The organism is Pseudomonas sp. GW823-FHT06B06, from assembly GCF_058795195.1.
This window is the reverse complement of sequence record NZ_JBXAHO010000056.1, coordinates 1-15,053: the sequence shown is the minus strand read 5'-3', so window position 1 is coordinate 15,053 and position 15,053 is coordinate 1. Positions and strand designations below refer to the sequence as shown.

Annotated in this window: 16 protein-coding genes and 1 tRNA gene; 3 read left to right on the top strand and 14 right to left on the bottom strand. The window is 59.8% G+C overall.

Translation table 11 applies throughout. The features are described 5' to 3' along the window. Nucleotide 1: 1 nt before the first annotated feature. From hscA to trmJ, 8 genes are all read right to left on the bottom strand, one after another. Nucleotides 2-1,864, bottom strand: coding sequence for a Fe-S protein assembly chaperone HscA (hscA, locus tag AC1Q8Q_RS29905; protein WP_033043497.1), 1,863 nt, complete (start codon nt 1,862-1,864; stop codon nt 2-4). A gap of 51 nt (nt 1,865-1,915) precedes the next feature. Then, complete coding sequence (gene hscB / locus AC1Q8Q_RS29900; RefSeq protein ID WP_008025499.1) at nt 1,916-2,437, bottom strand: co-chaperone HscB; 522 nt, start codon at nt 2,435-2,437, stop codon at nt 1,916-1,918. An 8-nt stretch (nt 2,438-2,445) separates the two neighbouring features. Further along, complete coding sequence (gene iscA / locus AC1Q8Q_RS29895) at nt 2,446-2,769, bottom strand: iron-sulfur cluster assembly protein IscA (protein WP_003227904.1); 324 nt, start codon at nt 2,767-2,769, stop codon at nt 2,446-2,448. A 34-nt stretch (nt 2,770-2,803) separates the two neighbouring features. Then, complete coding sequence (gene iscU, locus AC1Q8Q_RS29890) at nt 2,804-3,190, bottom strand: Fe-S cluster assembly scaffold IscU (RefSeq protein WP_007974006.1); 387 nt, start codon at nt 3,188-3,190, stop codon at nt 2,804-2,806. A 102-nt stretch (nt 3,191-3,292) separates the two neighbouring features. After that, the gene (locus AC1Q8Q_RS29885) at nt 3,293-4,507 is read right to left on the bottom strand and encodes an IscS subfamily cysteine desulfurase (RefSeq protein WP_020795599.1); all 1,215 of its coding nucleotides are present in this window, start codon (nt 4,505-4,507) and stop codon (nt 3,293-3,295) included. 50 nt (nt 4,508-4,557) lie between these two features. Continuing rightward, the gene (iscR, locus tag AC1Q8Q_RS29880; protein WP_007903581.1) at nt 4,558-5,049 is read right to left on the bottom strand and encodes a Fe-S cluster assembly transcriptional regulator IscR; all 492 of its coding nucleotides are present in this window, start codon (nt 5,047-5,049) and stop codon (nt 4,558-4,560) included. Nucleotides 5,050-5,318: 269 nt separating this feature from the next. After that, nucleotides 5,319-6,095 (bottom strand): serine O-acetyltransferase, encoded by a 777-nt coding sequence (cysE, locus tag AC1Q8Q_RS29875; RefSeq protein ID WP_020795597.1) that lies wholly within the window; start codon nt 6,093-6,095, stop codon nt 5,319-5,321. A gap of 2 nt (nt 6,096-6,097) precedes the next feature. Further along, nucleotides 6,098-6,868 (bottom strand): tRNA (cytosine(32)/uridine(32)-2'-O)-methyltransferase TrmJ, encoded by a 771-nt coding sequence (gene trmJ, locus AC1Q8Q_RS29870; protein ID WP_020795596.1) that lies wholly within the window; start codon nt 6,866-6,868, stop codon nt 6,098-6,100. Between the two features lie 145 nt (nt 6,869-7,013). Here trmJ and suhB point away from each other — a divergent pair, with 145 nt between their 5' ends. Continuing rightward, nucleotides 7,014-7,832 carry a type III secretion system regulator SuhB gene (suhB, locus tag AC1Q8Q_RS29865; protein ID WP_007941397.1) on the top strand — a complete coding sequence of 273 codons (819 nt, stop codon included), beginning with the start codon at nt 7,014-7,016 and terminating at the stop codon, nt 7,830-7,832. A 254-nt stretch (nt 7,833-8,086) separates the two neighbouring features. Here suhB and AC1Q8Q_RS29860 read toward each other — a convergent pair whose 3' ends face one another. The 6 genes from AC1Q8Q_RS29860 to queA all read right to left on the bottom strand — a co-directional run bounded on the left by AC1Q8Q_RS29860 (nt 8,087) and on the right by queA (nt 14,172). Beyond that, a complete protein-coding gene (locus AC1Q8Q_RS29860; RefSeq protein WP_020795595.1) occupies nt 8,087-8,638 on the bottom strand; it encodes a glycine zipper 2TM domain-containing protein in 552 nt (183 codons plus the stop codon). 119 nt (nt 8,639-8,757) lie between these two features. Then, a complete protein-coding gene (gene secF, locus AC1Q8Q_RS29855) occupies nt 8,758-9,672 on the bottom strand; it encodes a protein translocase subunit SecF (protein WP_033040611.1) in 915 nt (304 codons plus the stop codon). Nucleotides 9,673-9,681: 9 nt separating this feature from the next. Next, nucleotides 9,682-11,550: a protein translocase subunit SecD gene (secD, locus tag AC1Q8Q_RS29850; RefSeq protein WP_151140555.1), complete on the bottom strand. Its 1,869-nt coding sequence runs from the start codon at nt 11,548-11,550 to the stop codon at nt 9,682-9,684. Nucleotides 11,551-11,613: 63 nt separating this feature from the next. Continuing rightward, nucleotides 11,614-11,949 (bottom strand): preprotein translocase subunit YajC, encoded by a 336-nt coding sequence (yajC, locus tag AC1Q8Q_RS29845; RefSeq protein ID WP_007982729.1) that lies wholly within the window; start codon nt 11,947-11,949, stop codon nt 11,614-11,616. Nucleotides 11,950-11,992: 43 nt separating this feature from the next. After that, nucleotides 11,993-13,108 carry a tRNA guanosine(34) transglycosylase Tgt gene (tgt, locus tag AC1Q8Q_RS29840; protein ID WP_020795592.1) on the bottom strand — a complete coding sequence of 372 codons (1,116 nt, stop codon included), beginning with the start codon at nt 13,106-13,108 and terminating at the stop codon, nt 11,993-11,995. A gap of 14 nt (nt 13,109-13,122) precedes the next feature. Further along, entirely contained in the window at nt 13,123-14,172 is a 1,050-nt protein-coding gene (gene queA / locus AC1Q8Q_RS29835; RefSeq protein ID WP_179056316.1) for a tRNA preQ1(34) S-adenosylmethionine ribosyltransferase-isomerase QueA, read from the bottom strand. 105 nt (nt 14,173-14,277) lie between these two features. Between queA and AC1Q8Q_RS29830 the strand changes: the two genes are divergently transcribed. After that, nucleotides 14,278-14,362: transfer RNA gene (locus tag AC1Q8Q_RS29830), tRNA-Leu, on the top strand. A gap of 167 nt (nt 14,363-14,529) precedes the next feature. Continuing rightward, nucleotides 14,530-14,859: a hypothetical protein gene (locus AC1Q8Q_RS29825; protein WP_492615871.1), complete on the top strand. Its 330-nt coding sequence runs from the start codon at nt 14,530-14,532 to the stop codon at nt 14,857-14,859. Nucleotides 14,860-15,053 lie beyond the last annotated feature (194 nt).

Sequence of the window (15,053 nt, the reverse complement as noted above, 5' to 3'; positions counted from 1 at the left end):
GTTATTCCTCAATCTCATTCAGGTTGCGCCCCGCCAGCGCGGCTTTCACCGTCGAGTCCAGGCGGCGGGCAGCAAAGGCGTCGGTCACTTGCGACAGACGCTTGGTCTGCTGCTCGATGGCGTAGCCATCGGTACCTTTCATCAGTTCGGTCAGTTCCTGCACTTGCAGTTCGATGACCATGCGCTCGTCGGCGTCCAGCAAGCGCTCGCCGTCAGCTTCCAGGGCGGCCTGTACCGCCTCGATCAGGCGCTGGGCATCGACCTGCTGCTCACGCAGAACGCGGGCAACCTTGTCGTCGTTAGCGTGCTGGAACGAATCCTTGAGCATCTTGGCGATTTCGCCGTCGGTCAGGCCGTAGGACGGCTTGACCTGGATGCTGGCCTCGACGCCCGAACCCAGTTCGCGGGCGGAAACACTGAGCAAGCCATCGGCATCGACCTGGAAGGTCACGCGAATCTTCGCCGCGCCGGCCACCATCGCCGGAATACCGCGCAATTCGAAGCGCGCCAGGGAGCGGCAATCGCTGATCAGCTCGCGCTCGCCCTGCAACACGTGGATAGCCATGGCCGACTGGCCATCTTTGTAAGTCGTGAAGTCCTGCGCCCGAGCGACGGGGATGGTGGTGTTGCGTGGAATCACCTTCTCCATCAGGCCGCCCATGGTTTCCAGGCCCAGGGACAACGGAATCACGTCCAGCAGCAGCAATTCATCGCCATCGCGCTTGTTGCCGGCCAGGGTATCGGCCTGGATCGCGGCACCGATGGCCACCACTTGATCCGGGTCGATTTCAGTCAGAGGCTGGCGCCCAAAAGCTTCGGCGACAGCTTCGCGAACACGAGGCACGCGAGTCGAGCCGCCAACCATGACCACCGCATGCACGTCTTCCAGCTCTACACCGGAATCACGCACCGCGCGGCGACAGGCTTTCAGGCTGCGCGCGATCATCGGCTCGATCAAGGCATCGAAGGCTTCGCGGGTCAGCTCGGCTTTCCAGTCGCCATGAGTCACTTCGACCGACGAGGCGTTGGTCAGGGCTTCCTTGGCGGCGCAAGCCGTTTGCAGCAGCTGACGCTGCGCACCCGGATCGAGGTTGGCGGACAGACCGGCGCTCTCGATGATCCAGCCAGCAATTGCGTGGTCGAAGTCATCACCGCCCAGGGCGCTGTCGCCGCCGGTAGCCAGGACTTCGAACACACCGCCGGTCAGGCGCAGAATCGAAATATCGAAGGTGCCGCCGCCCAGGTCATAGATGGCAACCAGGCCTTCGGCGTGCTGGTCCAGACCGTAAGCCACCGCCGCCGCGGTCGGCTCGTTGAGCAAACGCAGCACATTCAGGCCGGCCAGTTTGGCCGCATCCTTGGTGGCTTGACGCTGGGCATCGTCGAAATAGGCCGGAACGGTGATGACCGCACCTACCAGCTCGCCACCCAAAGTGGCTTCGGCACGCTGGCGCAAGACCTTGAGGATGTCCGCCGAGACTTCGACCGGGCTTTTCGGCCCCTGGATCGTCTCGATGAACGGCATGTGCGACTCGCCGCCGACAAAGCGGTACGGCAACTGATCACCCAATTGCTTGACGTCGGACAAACCACGACCCATCAAGCGCTTGACCGACAGCACGGTGTTCAAGGGATCGGTGGCGGCAGCCAGCTTGGCGGATTCGCCAACCTCGACGCGATCGGCGTGATAGCGCACGGCAGACGGCAGGATGACCTGCCCTTGCGCATCAGCCAGCGGCTCGGAAAGACCACTGCGCAACGCAGCGACCAGCGAATTGGTAGTGCCCAAGTCGATCCCCACAGCCAGGCGACGCTGGTGCGGTTGAGGACTTTGGCCGGGTTCGGCGATCTGCAGTAGGGCCATCGTTATCAGGACTTATCTGTATATCAGGCGTGCGACCGGAGCGGCACTGGGTTAATCGTCGAGGCGCTCTTCCAGCTGGCGCACTTCGTAGGTCAGCTTGTCGAGAAACTGCATGCGCCGCATCAGGCGTTCGGCCTGTTCACGTTGCGCTGCATCATTCCAGCAAGCTGCGAAACTGTCGTTCAGTTTTTCCTGGGCCACTTTCAGGCGGCGCTTGAAGACGGCAACGCCATTGAGGTCGGCGCTGTCCTGCAGGTCTTCGAGCTCTTCGCGCAACTCCATCTGTTGCAGAAGAAACTCCGGATCATGCACCGTGACCTCCAGCGGCAACTCACCACCATTCAAGGCGAGCAGGTAACGCGCGCGCTTGGGTGGACTCTTGAGCGTCTGGTAGGCCTCGTTGAGGCTCGCGGATTGCTCTAGCGCCAGCCGCTGCTCCCGCTCGGAAGCGTCGGCAAAGCGGTCTGGATGAACACTGCGCGCCAACTCACGGTAGCGCGTAGCCAGCTGGTCGAGATCCAGGTTGAAGCTCGGTTGCAGCTCGAATAAAGCGAAATGACAAGGAGTACCCACGACAAGCCTCAGATGTTGAAGCTTTCGCCGCAGCCACATTCACCGCGCACGTTGGGGTTGTTGAACTTGAAGCCTTCGTTCAACCCTTCCTTGACGAAATCGAGCTCGGTGCCGTCCAGGTAGGCCAGGCTTTTCGGGTCGATGATCACTTTCTCGCCGTGACTCTCGAACACCTGGTCCTCTGCAACCACCTCGTCGACAAACTCCAGCACGTAGGCAAGGCCGGAGCAGCCCGTGGTGCGAACACCCAGGCGAATCCCCTCACCTTTGCCGCGCCCGTCAAGGGAGCGTCGCACGTGTCGAGCAGCCGCTTCTGTCATGCTGATAGCCATCGGTGACTCCTTACTCGTCGCCAAAAACTGAAAGTCAGATCAAGCCTTTCTTCTGCTTGTAGTCGCGAACGGCCGCCTTGATGGCGTCTTCGGCGAGTACCGAGCAGTGAATTTTGACTGGCGGCAGGGCCAGCTCTTCAGCCAGCTGGGTGTTCTTGATGGTTTCCGCTTCGTCCAGGGTCTTGCCCTTCATCCACTCGGTGGCGAGGGAGCTGGAAGCGATAGCCGAACCGCAGCCGTAGGTCTTGAACTTGGCATCTTCGATGATGCCGGCGTCGTTGACCTTGATCTGCAGGCGCATCACGTCGCCGCACGCCGGAGCGCCGACCATGCCGGTGCCGACATCAGGATCTTCCGCGTCCATCTTGCCGACGTTGCGCGGGTTTTCGTAGTGGTCGATGACCTTTTCGCTGTAAGCCATGATTCTCAATCCTCACTCATCAGGGCCGCTCTTGAGACCCTGTAGCTGCGCTTGCGTCAGTCGCCGCGTCGCTACAGGAGCTGTATCTGGCGGCTTCTTTATTTAGTGTGCCGCCCACTCGATCTTCGAGATATCGACGCCGTCTTTGTACATGTCCCACAGCGGCGACAAAGCGCGCAGCTTGGTAACGGCCTCGCAAACTTTCTGCGCGGCATAATCGATTTCTTCTTCGGTGGTGAAACGGCCGAAGGTGAAGCGGATCGAGCTGTGTGCCAGCTCGTCGTTGCGGCCCAGGGCGCGCAGTACGTACGAAGGCTCAAGGGACGCCGAGGTGCAGGCCGAACCGGACGAAACCGCCAAGTCCTTGAGCGCCATGATCAGCGACTCGCCTTCAACGTAGTTGAAGCTCAGGTTCAGGTTGTGCGGGACGCGGGCGGTCATGCTGCCGTTGACGTACAGCTCTTCCAGGTGCTCGACCTGCTTGTAGAAACGGTCGCTCAAGGCCTTGATGCGCACGTTCTCGGCAGCCATGTCTTCCTTGGCTACGCGGAAAGCTTCGCCCATGCCGACGATCTGGTGGGTCGCCAGGGTGCCCGAACGCATGCCGCGCTCGTGACCGCCGCCGTGCATGGTCGCTTCGATGCGAACACGTGGCTTGCGGCTGACGTACAGGGCGCCGATGCCTTTAGGACCGTAGGTCTTGTGTGCGGAGAACGACATCATGTCGACTTTCAGCTTCTGCAGGTCGATCTCGACCTTGCCAGTGGACTGGGCGGCGTCGACGTGGAACAGGATGCCCTTGGAACGGGTCAGTTCGCCGATGGCCGCGATGTCGTTGATGGTGCCGATTTCGTTGTTCACGTGCATGACCGAAACCAGGATGGTGTCGTCGCGCAGTTCGGCTTCGATCATCTCAGGCGTGACCAGGCCGTCGGTGCGAGGCTCGATGTAGGTCACTTCGAAACCTTCACGCTCCAGTTGGCGCATGGTGTCCAGGACAGCCTTGTGCTCGATCTTGGTGGTGATCAGGTGCTTGCCTTTGGTGGCATAGAAATGTGCCGCACCCTTGATTGCCAGGTTGTCGGATTCGGTGGCACCGGAGGTCCAGACGATTTCACGCGGGTCGGCGTTGACCAGGTCGGCCACCTGACGACGGGCGTTTTCGACGGACTCTTCGGCTTTCCAGCCAAACACGTGGGAACGGGACGCCGGGTTACCGAAGTTTCCGTCGACCAGCAGGCATTCACTCATCTTTTGCGCGACACGCGGATCAACCGGGGTAGTCGCAGAGTAATCAAGGTAAATCGGCAATTTCATGGACTATCTCCTAAATCAGGCTGGCTGGCGTGCCGCTAGCTCTCTGGCTGTCATTCGACGGCGGACGCTTCAATCTTGTCCAGGCGTGGCGCCTTGCTGTTGCAACGGCGTTGATCCTGACGCTGGGCTACTTCTTGCACCTCACGGCGAGTCACAAGGTCAGCCAAGCTGATACCGCTCAGAAATTCGTGAATCTGCAGGCTCAGATCGCACCACAAGTGGTGGGTCAGGCAGGTGTCGCCTTGATGGCAATCACCCTGGCCCTGGCATTTGGTTGCATCGACCGATTCGTTCACCGCATCGATCACCTGGGCGACCTGGATACCTTGCATGTCGCGTGACAGCTGGTAACCGCCGCCTGGACCGCGAACGCTGGACACCAGATTGCTACGGCGCAATTTGGCAAACAGCTGCTCGAGGTAGGACAGGGAGATGCCTTGGCGCTCGGAGATATCGGCCAGGGACACGGGCCCGTGCTGCGCGTGCAACGCCAGGTCGAGCATGGCGGTCACGGCGTATCGGCCTTTTGTAGTCAGTCGCATGGACAATTACCACGGAGTTCGGAATGAGGCGAGTATGCAATTCCCGAGTATTTAAGTCAACTATAAGACCTAGTACTTTAGTCAGGTTTACCCGCAAAAGAGCGGCCGCATCATATCAGGATCTGCGACTTAATGGCACACCGCTTAGCGCGGTGCCATTGTCTAAATGCGACCTGTAGGAGCTGCCGCAGGCTGCGATCTTTTGATTTTGCTTATATAAGACAAGATCAAAAGATCGCAGCCTGCGGCAGCTCCTACAGGGGGGGGATTCAGCCGGCCTGACTCTGATCCTTGTCCTTCACACAGGCGAAGTCTTCTTCGCGCAGCGAAGGCAGGTCCTTGGCACAGTAATTACTGCCCAGGTCCTTCAACGCCCCGCACATCCCCTCCAGACGCCCATCGACCGCCTGCAGGTGGTCGAGCAACTGGTTGATGGCGCGTGCCACCGGGTCCGGCATGTCTTCAGTCACGCCATAGGCATCGAAGCCAATCTTCTCGGCCATGGCCTTGCGCTTGGCATCCAGCTCCTGGTCCGGTTTGACGATGATCCGCCCCGGAATGCCCACCACCGTGGCGCCCGGCGGCACTTCCTTGGTGACCACGGCGTTGGAGCCGACTTTGGCACCCGCCCCCACAGTGAACGGGCCAAGCACCTTGGCACCGGCGCCGACCACCACACCATCACCCAGGGTCGGGTGGCGCTTGCCCTTGTTCCAACTAGTGCCGCCCAGGGTCACGCCCTGGTAAATGGTCACGTCATCGCCGATTTCGGCGGTTTCACCAATGACGATGCCCATGCCATGGTCAATGAAGAATCGCCGCCCGACCTTGGCCCCCGGGTGGATCTCGATCCCGGTCAGCCAGCGGCCGAAGTTCGACACCAGCCGCGCCAGCCATTTCAGGTCGGCGCGCCACAGCATCGCCGACAAACGGTGGATCCAGATGGCATGCATGCCGGGGTAGCAGGTCAGGACTTCAAAAGCGTTACGCGCCGCCGGGTCTCGATGGAAAACACTCTGGATATCTTCACGCAAACGCTCAAACATCATTAATCCTTCCGCTTAAGAAGCTCACCACGGGCCGCTTTCTGGGTTTCCGTGAGGATGCCACGCAAAATGTTCATTTCCGCTCGGCTGACCGAGCTGCGTCCGTACAACCGGCGCAGGCGCGCCATCAAGTGCCGTGGTTTTTCCGGGTCGAGGAATTCGATGGACACCAGGGTTTGTTCCAGGTGCTCATAGAACCGCTCCAGCTCATCCATAGTCGCCAGCTCAGCGCTTTTGACCGATGCCACTTCTTCCTTCTCGACCTTGGTTGGCTGACCTTGGGCGGCCAGCCAGGCCATGCGCACTTCATAACTCAACACCTGCACCGCCGCCCCAAGGTTCAGCGAACTGAACTCAGGGTCTGATGGAATGTGCACGTGATAGTGACATCGCTGCAGCTCTTCGTTGGTCAGGCCGGAATCTTCACGACCGAACACCAGGGCGATCTCGGCCCCCTGCCCGGCCTCCTCGACCACTTTGGTCCCGCATTCGCGCGGGTCCAGCAGCGGCCAGGGAATGCGCCGGTCGCGAGCACTGGTGCCCAGCACCAGATTGCAGCCGACCAAGGCATCTTCCAAGGTGGCGACGACTTGCGCCTTTTCAAGGATGTCACCGGCACCGGAAGCACGGGCATCGGCCTCGTGGTGCGGGAACAGGCGTGGTTCGACCAGCACCAGGCGCGACAGCCCCATGTTTTTCATGGCGCGCGCGGTCCCGCCGATATTGCCCGGATGGCTGGTATTGACCAGGACGACACGAATGTTTTGCAGCAAGGGAGGCGCTCTCGAACACATTATCGGGAGCAGAATCTTACAGCGCCCACTACCGTTAAGCCATGAAAGCGAACGTCGTCCTTCTCCTGTAGAAACTTTCTGATAGAATGCCCGGCTTTCTTTAACAACCTTAGGTGACACATCCATGCAGCCCATGCTGAATATCGCGCTGCGCGCCGCCCGCAGCGCCAGTGAATTGATCTTCCGCTCCATCGAGCGCCTGGATACCATCAAGGTCGACGAAAAAGACGCCAAGGATTACGTATCCGAGGTGGACCGCGCCGCCGAACAGAAAATCATCGACGCACTGCGCAAGGCGTACCCGAATCACTCGATCATGGGTGAAGAGACCGGCCTGCACGCCGGCACCGGCATCGAAGGCGAAGAGTACCTGTGGATCATCGATCCGCTGGACGGCACCACCAACTTCCTGCGCGGCATTCCTCACTTCGCTGTCAGCATCGCCTGCAAATACCGCGGTCGCCTGGAACACGCTGTGGTCCTGGACCCGGTTCGTCAGGAAGAATTCACCGCCAGCCGTGGTCGCGGCGCCCAACTGAACGGCCGTCGCCTGCGCGTCAGCGGCCGCACCAGCCTGGACGGCGCCCTGCTGGGTACCGGTTTCCCGTTCCGTGACGACCAGATGGACAACCTCGACAACTACCTGGGCATGTTCCGCGCCCTGGTCGGCCAGACCGCCGGCATCCGCCGCGCTGGCTCGGCGAGCCTGGACCTGGCCTACGTGGCCGCCGGTCGTTTCGACGCCTTCTGGGAGTCGGGCCTGTCCGAGTGGGACATGGCAGCAGGCGCCCTGTTGATCCAGGAAGCAGGCGGCCTGGTGAGCGACTTCACCGGCGGTCACGACTTCCTTGAAAAAGGCCACGTCGTAGCCGGCAACACCAAATGCTTCAAGGCAGTATTGACGGCCATCCAGCCGCATCTGCCGGCCTCGCTGAAGCGCTAAGCTTCCAGCGACAGAAAAAGCACCCTGCGGGGTGCTTTTTTTATGCCTGGAATTTGATCCCCCAAACACCACAAATCCAAATGTGGGAGCGGGCTTGCTCGCGAAGAGGCCGTGTCAGTCGATAAAGATGGCGACTGATACACCGCTTTCGCGAGCAAGCCCGCTCCCACAGGGGATGTGTGGTGGCGCACAAATAGCGTGCGCACAAAAAAGCACCCCGCAGGGTGCTTCTTTTTGAATCTGACTTCAGCGGATCAATGCGCCTGCTGATTCTCCGACAAGATCAACTTGCCCTCTTTATCCACAGGGATCTGGTTCCCTGGATCGCGATCCATCCGCACCTTGCCTTCCTTGCCATCAAGCGAATAACGCACGTCGTAACCCACGACCTTGTCGCTGATGTCATTCACCGTATTACAACGGGTTTGCGTCGTGGTGTAGGTGTCACGCTCTTGCATGCCCTCCTGCACCTTGTTACCGGCATAACCACCACCGACAGCGCCTGCAACCGTGGCAATCTTCTTGCCCGTGCCGCCGCCGATCTGGTTACCCAGCAAACCACCTGCCAGCGCACCTACCACGGTACCGGCAATCTGGTGTTGATCTTTGACCGGCGCTTGCCGGGTGACCGCTACATCCTTGCACACTTCACGTGGAGTCTTGATTTGCGTCTTGACCGGCTCAACGGCGAGTACTTGCGCGTACTCAGGGCCATTATCCTTAACCAGGCTGTAGGTGGCCACAGCACCGCCGGCAGTTACACCGACAGCACCCAGTACAGCACCAACCAGCATCGACTTGTTCACATGAACCTCCTGAACATCACATGCGGAGCGCGTCTGCGCTTCTCCCAGCCTTGGAGTATAAAAAAAGGCGCGAGTTCAACTCGCGCCTTTTTGGACTACATCGCCGAAGGAATTGGCCTTCAAGGACGGTCGTCGACTTCCTTCTCGGTGTTGGCCGCAGGAATCAGGTCTTCGGAGCTCAGGTTCAGCCAGATCAGCACCACGTTGGCGATGTAGATCGAGGAGTAAGTACCCGCCAATACACCAATAAACAGCGCGATGGAGAAGCCGAACAGGTTGTCACCACCGAAGAACAGCAGGGCCGCGATCGCCAGCAAGGTGGAGATCGAGGTGGCCATGGTGCGCAGCAGGGTTTGCGTGGTCGAGATGTTGATGTTCTCGATCAGGCTGGCCTTGCGCAGTACCCGGAAGTTCTCACGAACCCGGTCGAATACTACGATGGTGTCGTTGAGCGAGTAACCGATGATCGCCAGTACCGCCGCCAGCACCGTCAGGTCGAAGGTGATCTGGAAGAACGACAGGATACCGATGGTCACGATCACGTCGTGGATCAGGGACACGATCGCCCCGACCGCGAACTTCCACTGGAAGCGGAACGCCAGGTAGATCAGGATGCCGCCCAGCGCCATCAGCATGCCGAGGCCGCCCTGGTCGCGCAGCTCTTCACCCACCTGCGGGCCGACGAACTCGACGCGCTTGACCGTCGCCGGGTTTTCGCCGCCGACCTTCTGCAAGGCCTCGGCCACCTGGTGGCCCAGTTGTGGATCTTCACCCGGCATACGCACCAGCAGGTCGGTGGTCGCACCGAAGTTCTGCACGATGGCTTCGTGATAACCCGCGGTCACCAGTTGCTCACGCACCTTGGTGACGTCGGCCGGACGCTCGTAGGTCAGCTCGATGAGCGTACCGCCGGTGAAGTCCAGGCCCCAGTTCATGCCCTTGGTGGCGACGCTGAACAAGGCCAGCACGGTAAGGAACAATGTGACGCCGAACGCAACGTTGCGAACGCCCATGAAGTTGATTGTACGTAACATGGCAGCCCCTTAAATCCACAACTTCTTGAAGTCACGTCCGCCGAAGATCAGGTTGACCATCGCGCGGGTCACCATGATGGCCGTGAACATCGAGGTAAAGATCCCGAGGGACATGGTCACTGCGAAGCCCTTGACCGGCCCTGTGCCCATGGCAAACAGGATGCCGCCGACCAGCAAGGTGGTCAGGTTGGCGTCGAGAATCGCGGTGAATGCCCGGCCGAAGCCTTCGTTGATTGCGCGCTGCACAGTCATGCCCGCGGCAATCTCTTCACGAATCCGCGAGAAGATCAGCACGTTGGCGTCGACCGCCATACCCATGGTCAAAACGATACCGGCGATGCCCGGCAGGGTCAGCGTGGCCCCCAGCAGCGACATCAAGGCCAGCAGCATCACCATGTTCACCGCCAGTGCGACGGTGGCAATGATGCCGAAGAAGCGGTAGATGGCGATGATGAACAGGGAGACGAACAGCATGCCCCACAGCGACGCATCGATACCCTTGGTGATGTTGTCGGCACCCAGGCTCGGGCCAATGGTGCGCTCTTCAGCGAAGTACATTGGTGCAGCCAGGCCACCGGCACGCAGCAGCAGCGCCAGTTCGGACGACTCGCCCTGGCCGTTCAGGCCGGTGATACGGAATTGCGCACCCAGCGGCGACTGAATGGTCGCCAGGCTGATGATCTTCTTCTCTTCCTTGAACGTCTGGACCGCTACGTCTTTCTCGACGCCATTAACCATCTGCTTGGTGTAAGTGGTAACCGGACGCTGCTCGATGAAGATCACCGCCATGCTGCGACCCACGTTCGAACGGGTCGCACGGCTCATCAGCTCGCCACCGTGGCCATCCAGGCGGATGTTCACTTCCGGCGTACCGTGCTCGCCGAAACCAGCCTTGGCGTCAGTCACTTGGTCACCGGTGATGATCAGGCCACGCTCGATCAGCGCAGGAGGACGCTTGCCCTCACGGAACTCGAATTCCTCGGACGTGGCCTTCGAAGCGCCAGGCTCGGCGGCCAGGCGGAACTCAAGGTTGGCCGTCTTGCCGAGGATACGCTTGGCTTCGGCAGTGTCCTGCACGCCCGGCAGCTCAACCACGATGCGGTTGGCGCCCTGACGCTGGACGATCGGTTCGGCAACACCCAGCTCGTTGACGCGGTTACGGACCGTGGTCAAGTTCTGCTTGATGGAGTATTCGCGGATTTCCGCCAGCTTGGCCGGGGTCATCGCCAGACGCAGCACCGGCTGGCCATTGAGGTCGGCCGGAACAATGTCGAAATCGTTGAAATTCTTGCGGATCAGGCTGCGGGCCTGTTCACGACTGTCTTCATCGGAGAAGCCCAGCTGAATGGCGCCATTGAGTTGCGGCAGGCTGCGATAGCGCAGTTTCTCTTTACGCAACAGGCTCTTCACATCGCCTTCGTACACTTTCAAACGTGCATCCAGGGCTTTGTCCATGTCCACTTCCAGCAGGAAGTGCACGCCACCGGACAAGTCCAAGCCCAGCTTCATCGGGTGCGCGCCCAGGCTGCGCAGCCATTGCGGGGTGGTTTGCGCCAGGTTCAGTGCAACGACGTAGTCATCACCCAATGCCTTGCGCACGACGTCTTTGGCCGGCAACTGGTCTTCAGCCTTGGTCAGGCGAATCAAACCGCCCTTGCCGTTGGCAGCCAGGGTGGCAGCCTTGACGCTGATCCCGGATTCCTTGAGCGCAGCGCTCACACGATCCAGATCAGCCTGATTGACCTGCAGTGCAGTGCTTGCACCGCTGACCTGAATGGCCGGGTCATCAGGATAAAGATTGGGAGCGGAATAAATCAGACCGATCGCCAGCACCGCCAGGATCAGAATGTATTTCCACAGAGGGTATTTGTTCAGCATCACGCCGCCCGCTTATGACGCGGGGCGCCTTGCGCGCCCCGTCGATTGAGTAAAAGTTGAAACTTAGATCGCTTTGAGCGTGCCTTTTGGCAGCGTGGCGGCGATGGCGCCTTTCTGGAACTTCATTTCGACGGTGTCGGAAACTTCCAGAACCACGAAATCGTCGGCCACTTTGGTGATCTTGCCGGCGATGCCGCCGGTGGTCACGACTTCGTCGCCTTTCTGCAGGCTGCTCAGCAGGTTCTTCTGCTCTTTGGCGCGCTTGGCCTGTGGACGCCAGATCATCAGGTAGAAGATGACCAGGAAGCCGACCAGGAAAATCCACTCAAAGCCGCCGCCCATAGGGCCTGCCGCAGGTGCAGCAGCGTCTGCCATGGCGTTAGAGATAAAAAAGCTCATTTAGCACTCCAGTTGCAAATGTTGAATATTGGGGTCAGGAAACTCAGTCCAAAGGCGGCACGGGTAGCCCGCGTTTGGCGTAGAAGGCATCGACAAAGGCGGCCAATGTACCCTGTTGAATAGCCTCGCGCAAACCAGCCATAAGCACTTGATAATGACGCAAGTTATGGATGGTATTGAGCATGCTTCCCAGCATTTCGCCGCACTTGTCCAGGTGATGCAGATAAGCACGGGAGAAGTTCTGGCAGGTATAGCAATCGCAGGTCGGATCCAGCGGCGAATCATCATGGCGATGGAACGCGTTACGGATCTTGATCACGCCTGTGTCAATGAACAGATGCCCATTGCGGGCATTACGGGTTGGCATCACGCAATCGAACATGTCCACACCGCGGCGCACACCCTCCACGAGATCTTCCGGTTTGCCAACGCCCATAAGGTAACGAGGTTTGTCAGCCGGCATCTGGCCCGGCAGATAGTCCAGCACCTTTATCATTTCATGCTTGGGCTCGCCCACCGACAGACCGCCGATGGCCAGGCCGTCGAAGCCGATCTTGTCCAGGCCCTCCAGGGAGCGCATGCGCAAATCCTGGTGCATGCCGCCCTGAACGATACCGAACAGCGCCGCCGTGTTGTCGGCATGGGCGTTTTTCGAGCGCTGGGCCCAGCGCAGCGACAACTCCATGGACACGCGAGCGACGTCTTCGTCGGCCGGGTACGGCGTGCATTCGTCAAAAATCATCACGATGTCCGAGCCCAGGTCGCGCTGGACCTGCATCGACTCCTCCGGGCCCATGAACACCTTGGCGCCGTCGACCGGGGAGGCGAAGGTCACGCCCTCCTCCTTGATCTTGCGCATGGCGCCCAGGCTGAACACCTGGAAACCGCCGGAGTCGGTCAAAATCGGGCCTTTCCACTGCATGAAATCGTGCAAGTCGCCGTGCTTCTTGATCACTTCCATGCCTGGGCGCAGCCACAGGTGGAACGTGTTGCCCAGAATGATTTCAGCGCCAGTGGCCTCGATATCCCGCGGCAACATGCCCTTGACCGTGCCGTAGGTGCCCACCGGCATGAAGGCCGGGGTCTCGACGGTACCGCGCGGGAAGGTCAAACGACCGCGACGAGCCTTGCCGTCAGTAGCAAGTAACTCAAACGACATACGACATTGGCGACTCATTCTTTGTCCTCGGGGCCACGTGGTGCGGGGTTACGGGTGATAAACATCGCATCACCGTAGCTGAAAAAGCGGTATTCGTTGTCGACGGCGGCTTTATAGGCAGCCATGGTTTCCGGATAACCGGCAAACGCCGAGACCAGCATCAACAACGTGGATTCAGGTAAATGGAAGTTGGTGACCAGGGCATCGACCACATGAAACGGCCGGCCCGGGTAGATGAAAATGTCGGTATCGCCGCTGAACGGCTTGAGCACGCCATCGCGGGCGGCACTTTCCAGGGAACGCACGCTGGTCGTCCCCACCGCCACCACCCGACCGCCGCGCGCACGACAGGCGGCAACGGCATCCACCACGTCCTGGCCAACTTCCAGCCATTCAGTGTGCATGTGGTGGTCTTCGATCTTCTCGACCCGCACCGGCTGGAAGGTGCCCGCGCCCACGTGCAGGGTCACGAACGCCGTCTCGACGCCCTTGGCGGCAATCGCCTCCATCAACACCTGATCGAAATGCAGCCCCGCCGTCGGCGCCGCCACCGCGCCCAAACGCTCGGCGTAGACGGTCTGGTAACGCTCGCGGTCCGCGCCTTCGTCCGGGCGGTCTATATAAGGAGGCAGCGGCATGTGCCCGACACGGTCGAGCAGCGGCAACACCTCTTCGGCAAAGCCCAGCTCGAACAACGCATCGTGACGCGCCAGCATCTCGGCCTCGCCACCGCCGTCGATCAAAATCTTCGACCCGGGCTTGGGCGACTTGCTGGAACGCACATGGGCCAGCACGCGATGACTGTCCAGCACCCGCTCCACCAGGATTTCCAGCTTGCCGCCGGAAGCCTTCTGGCCAAACAGCCGCGCCGGAATCACCCGGGTATTGTTGAACACCATCAAATCGCCAGGGCGCAAATGCTCCAGCAAATCAGTGAATTGACGGTGTGCCAGGGCGCCGCTGACCCCATCCAGGGTCAACAGGCGACTACCGCGACGCTCGGCCAAAGGGTGGCGGGCGATCAGCGAATCAGGGAGCTCGAAAGTAAAGTCAGCAACGCGCATGATGGGGTTCGTCTAGCAGGGCCGGGAAGTCTAGCGGAAATATCAAAAATTCTCCATGTACCTGATTGACCGACGGTTATCTCATCTTTATACTCCGCGGCCATTGCCCTGATGGCGGAATTGGTAGACGCGGCGGATTCAAAATCCGTTTTCGAAAGGAGTGGGAGTTCGAGTCTCCCTCGGGGCACCAAATTAAGAAAGGTCTTGCTTAGCAAGGCCTTTTTTTTTCGCCCGCAGAAAAGCACCTGACACCCCGCGCCAACGCGCTGACCTGTAGGAGCTGCCGAAGGCTGCGATCTTTTGATCTTGCTTCTCTCTTTTGCCCTTCACCCTGACCCTTTCACAAGGACTCCCCCCATGGAATCACAACTGGAAACCGTCGCCCTCTTCTCCCTCAAGCTGGCTTACGAATCGGAAGATTCAAGCCCGATCTTGCGAGATGACCTGGTGATGGGTGATTACCAGCGGGATGTGTTTGAGTTGCTGGTGCGGCGGGGGGATGTTGAGGGGATTCAGGTGAAGGTGGGCGAGTGTGTGGGGTTGGCGCTGGAGGCTGTTGGGGGTGTGGATAAGCCGTTGGGGCGGGAGTTGGGGAGGTTGGTGGGGGAATTTGCTGGGGTTCGGGGGATGGAGGAGTTTGATGTTCCGCTCCTTGCGCTCAAGGATTATTTGAAAGACATTCAATGAATGAAGGCGGATGGCCTTAAAAGCGGGAACGCCCGATAGCGGAATGACACAGGTCGCCACGCCTTATCCAATAATTAATCCTCCCCCCTTCTCCCACCCTTTTTCCCCATGACAGCTATCGGCCGATTCTGTTGAAAAAGTAGCTCCCCTGTCTGGCCTGCGGCAAAATCTCTACATTGGCCAGCAGGGAAGCA

Excerpts from the sequence above, each read along its gene's own strand:
- hscA (WP_033043497.1), bottom strand. The coding sequence starts at position 1,864 with ATGGCCCTACTGCAGATCGCCGAACCCGGCCAAAGTCCTCAACCGCAC.
- iscA (WP_003227904.1), bottom strand. The coding sequence starts at position 2,769 with ATGGCTATCAGCATGACAGAAGCGGCTGCTCGACACGTGCGACGCTCC.
- iscU (WP_007974006.1), bottom strand. The coding sequence starts at position 3,190 with ATGGCTTACAGCGAAAAGGTCATCGACCACTACGAAAACCCGCGCAAC.
- AC1Q8Q_RS29885 (WP_020795599.1), bottom strand. The coding sequence starts at position 4,507 with ATGAAATTGCCGATTTACCTTGATTACTCTGCGACTACCCCGGTTGAT.
- iscR (WP_007903581.1), bottom strand. The coding sequence starts at position 5,049 with ATGCGACTGACTACAAAAGGCCGATACGCCGTGACCGCCATGCTCGAC.
- cysE (WP_020795597.1), bottom strand. The coding sequence starts at position 6,095 with ATGTTTGAGCGTTTGCGTGAAGATATCCAGAGTGTTTTCCATCGAGAC.
- suhB (WP_007941397.1), top strand. The coding sequence starts at position 7,014 with ATGCAGCCCATGCTGAATATCGCGCTGCGCGCCGCCCGCAGCGCCAGT.
- secF (WP_033040611.1), bottom strand. The coding sequence starts at position 9,672 with ATGTTACGTACAATCAACTTCATGGGCGTTCGCAACGTTGCGTTCGGC.
- secD (WP_151140555.1), bottom strand. The coding sequence starts at position 11,550 with ATGCTGAACAAATACCCTCTGTGGAAATACATTCTGATCCTGGCGGTG.
- yajC (WP_007982729.1), bottom strand. The coding sequence starts at position 11,949 with ATGAGCTTTTTTATCTCTAACGCCATGGCAGACGCTGCTGCACCTGCG.
- tgt (WP_020795592.1), bottom strand. The coding sequence starts at position 13,108 with ATGTCGTTTGAGTTACTTGCTACTGACGGCAAGGCTCGTCGCGGTCGT.
- queA (WP_179056316.1), bottom strand. The coding sequence starts at position 14,172 with ATGCGCGTTGCTGACTTTACTTTCGAGCTCCCTGATTCGCTGATCGCC.
- AC1Q8Q_RS29825 (WP_492615871.1), top strand. The coding sequence starts at position 14,530 with ATGGAATCACAACTGGAAACCGTCGCCCTCTTCTCCCTCAAGCTGGCT.